The following is a 3,068-nucleotide window of genomic DNA, read 5'->3' as shown; positions in this document are numbered from 1 at the left end:
TCGTTGGCAAGAAGTTCCCTTATCGTTGGCAAGAAGTTCCCTTATCGTTGGCAAGAAGTTCCCATTTATTCATTTTCGCCACAAAAATGAGAAACCATACAGCTTCGTTATTTAGGCTATTCCAACCCCCAATCCCTCACGCGCGCGCATGCGAGTAAAACATGTAAAAACAGCATGCTGTTTAAAACATGTAATTAAAAACAACGCGCATGACGCGCTACATATTTTGGGGTTTTAGTTTTTAGAGGTTTTTTAGCCTAACGCCAGGTTTGCGCTATCTTGTTTGATTTTGCTAACGCAAAAACAGCTACGGCTAACGCCTACGCTTTCAAACTGCGATGCGCTTTTGTCCATGCTCGCTAACGCTTCGCTTGTTGGTGTTTGCTTGTCAGCAAACAATCGGTGCAAAACCGCTTGAATGCTCGCTAACGCTTCGCTAGGCGGTTTTGTAGGGGTTGGATTGCTAACACAAGATAGATGCGCTTTTAGATGCTAAACATGCTAGATTTGCTTTCTGTGAGCATTCACAAAGGAAATGAAGTTTTTTGAAGTCAATCAGGTTGTTTGGATTTTTTAGCTGTTTTTTGCTATCTAAAATCGCCTACAACCAACGCAAAGTAAAAAACCGACTAATGGAACTACCTAGCAGCTAAAAAACGCTTAAAACGAAAATATGAGCGAAAAAAGACCCATGACAACTCCCCCAAAACTAACATCAGACCTTTTAGTTCTTGTGTTTGGATTTTCAACTTTCAAAGTGTCAAACAAATATCTTTTCTAGTTTCTAAAAGCTTCAAATTCGTGTTTTTTTCAAAAATCTGATGACTAGGTTGGATTAGAATTGAAAATTCATTCTAGGCGATTTTAGGAAGAAATTTGTCTAAAACAACTCACTATGGCTACCTAACCTAAGCAACCAAAGAGTGTTATTTTTGACTATGTGAAACCGCCCCTTTCTAAAGCAAGGAGCTTCCTAACTAAAGCATTCCATTGAATGCTAACACGAAAGGCTTTGTTCTTTAAAGTCTGCATGGACATTTCCTGCCCCAAAAAGACTGGAGATATTATCGATAGTGTTTCTTGAACCAATTCTTCAAATGTTTCTCATCTTTAGCAATGAAAGGTTTTAGCAGTTTCTCAGGCTTATCCACATCTTGGACTGAAACACAGATCCGATTGTCATTCAGTTTCACAATCCTAGTGATTTTTAGGTAGTTGTTGATTCCCTCAGGGCATTGATCCACATTGTTGTTAGTGATATTGATCGTTTTGCCTATGTATTGTGCAAATTCCTTGATGGGTTCGTTGGTGATGGGGTGGATTTTAGGGGGATCAATTTCTTCTAGCAAATTGTCTTTTTTCAGGCTGTATCCATTAACAAACAGAAGTTCCAAAGCGAATGTCTTGTTGGATACAAGGAATTTTTGAGAATTTTTGTTAGTCAAAACATGCAAAAACATTTGATTCTTTTCAAAAGTGGCGTCGTTAATTTGCAAAATAGTCCCATTGTTGTGCCTGAACTGATAGCCGATCAAGGTTTTTAATTCAAGAAACCTAGCTTCTATAGTGGCTTTTGTGCTTCTTTTAGCGATTTGGTTGTGAATGTCCCACGCCACAAGCTTAATATCCCTTTGAGCGCGTTGCTTGTCGGCTTGTTTTTGTTTCTTATTTTCGCCTTCAGGCAATTGCTCAAAGTAAAAATCAATGTGGGTTACCTTGCGTTTGTCATGGCTTCTGCGTTCCTTTTTGTAGCTCAAGTGTTCAAAAGGGTAGATTTTATGGAGTTCTTTGATGGCTGGAGTTAAGACTTTTTGATCGATGTTTCGCATTTCATAGTCTTTTGGAATGTCTAAAAGCTCTTTAAATTGAGACCATTCCACGCTTAAAATCCCTGTGCTTTTATATTGCTTGAGCAAGCGATAGAGCGTTTTAGCGTATTTGCCTCTCACTCTTTGAAATTCTAATAGATTGAAAGAAGTGTATTGACCCATGCCTAGATTGTTGAGCAAGTATTGGTAGTTATCGTTGAGTTGGATTTCTAAATACTTCAAATCTTTACTGGGTTTGTTCAATTCAATTTTACACCGACTAAAAAGCATGTAATTTTCTTGAATGATTGAAGTTTCTGTCTCGCTAATTTTCCAAAAATCAGCGGTTTTAATGCTATCCCATAGCTTAATAACAACTTCTGATAAGCGTTCATTAGAAATATCTATGTTTAGCATGCGTTTTAAATCTTGCGGTTCAAAACGAATAAGGGTATTCCCTTGATCTTTAAGCCTTTGAAAAATGGCGAATAAAAGATTGGCTTCCCTTTCGCTCAATTTCCCTAGATTGACCTTATTAGCGTTATTGTGGTAGGTGATATAGGTTTTATCTTTAGGGGTGCTAACCACTAAATCTTTGCATGGTGTGGGGGTGGTTTGTGGCTCTTTGAGTGGTGTGGGTTTTGGGGTTTCTTTTTCAAATTCATTTGGTAATTTTTCTGTAATTTCTTTGAATTTTTGATTAAAACCGCTCAAAATACTTGGAGTGATCTTGTCTATGTAAGTTTGTATCTTTTGTTTTTGCAGTTTAATTTGTGTGGTTTGTGGGAGCGTATCCAATTCTTCTAATAATTTTCGTAATTCCAATTCTTGTTTTCTAAGCTGTTCAAAATTCGTATTCATGGGCATTTGAGCACCTTTTAATGCTTATTTTTCAAAAGACGATATAATAACAGGAGTGAAACCCTTAAAAAAGTCTTGGCGGACTTATTAAGGGTTATTAAAACGCTAAGGTTTTAATATAGTGGCTGTGTTAAGATTACCACTAAAATCACTACTATCAAAAATGCTTTCATGGTGTGCCTCCTAACGGAGTGCCACCCGCTACAAACTCCCAACCCACTAGCTTTTAAAGCTAATTGCTCCAAATTTGTTAACACTAGGATTAGCAACCATGTTACACCGCCTTAGGTTGTTATTATAGCTAAAAATTGTTAATATGGTAACTATTAACTTTTTAAGTTCCCTTATCGTTGGCAAGAAGTTCCCTTATCGTTGGCAAGAAGTTCCCTTATCGTTGGC

The 3,068-nt window shown here is 37.4% G+C and carries 2 protein-coding genes; both read right to left on the bottom strand.

The window, feature by feature from the left end:
* Positions 1 to 252 precede the first annotated feature (252 nt).
* Positions 253 to 399 carry a hypothetical protein gene (locus tag EWZ81_RS03360; RefSeq protein WP_000457111.1) on the bottom strand — a complete coding sequence of 49 codons (147 nt, stop codon included), beginning with the start codon at positions 397 to 399 and terminating at the stop codon, positions 253 to 255.
* Positions 400 to 1,064: 665 nt separating this feature from the next.
* Positions 1,065 to 2,675, bottom strand: a complete 1,611-nt coding sequence (locus EWZ81_RS03355; RefSeq protein WP_165549018.1) for a replication initiation protein — start codon at positions 2,673 to 2,675, stop codon at positions 1,065 to 1,067.
* Positions 2,676 to 3,068 lie beyond the last annotated feature (393 nt).

Source organism: Helicobacter pylori (assembly GCF_011140715.1).
Lineage (GTDB): Bacteria > Campylobacterota > Campylobacteria > Campylobacterales > Helicobacteraceae > Helicobacter > Helicobacter pylori_DA.
Note: the sequence above shows the minus strand (reverse complement) of the source record. Positions and strands in the feature narration are given on the sequence as shown.